The 367-nt window shown below is 32.4% G+C and carries 1 pseudogene; it reads right to left on the reverse strand.

The window, feature by feature from the left end:
* A pseudogene (locus AAEY62_RS20830) lies at positions 1 to 367 on the reverse strand (hypothetical protein); the annotation flags it as partial.

Consider the following 367-nt stretch of genomic DNA (forward strand, 5'->3'; position numbering starts at 1 on the left):
TAATTGTTCTCTTAAATTATCTTCAATATCTGGGTTATCTTTAAGGTATAGGATCTTATCCCTTAATCTCTTTGACTGTATATTTGGCTCGATTATCATCTCATCGAACTGTCGTTTAACTGTTTTAGTTGCACCACGAAGTGCAGCTTTATTTACTTTATGAGATTTGGCCTCTATTATAATCATAAAGCTATCAATAAACGTCACTAGATCAGTTTCATATTCTCTGCCATCTTGTGACCACTTAAGCCCACTCTTTGTTTGTGACTCTGGAAATCTTCTAAGAATAATTTCTTCAATCTTATCCTCTAAGTATTTAGCTTTAATACGCTTTACTTTCTCTTTATTTATTCCTTTTGTGAGACTT

The sequence above is a fragment of the Pseudoalteromonas sp. GW168-MNA-CIBAN-0100 genome, from assembly GCF_040309225.1.
Taxonomy (GTDB): domain Bacteria; phylum Pseudomonadota; class Gammaproteobacteria; order Enterobacterales; family Alteromonadaceae; genus Pseudoalteromonas; species Pseudoalteromonas arctica.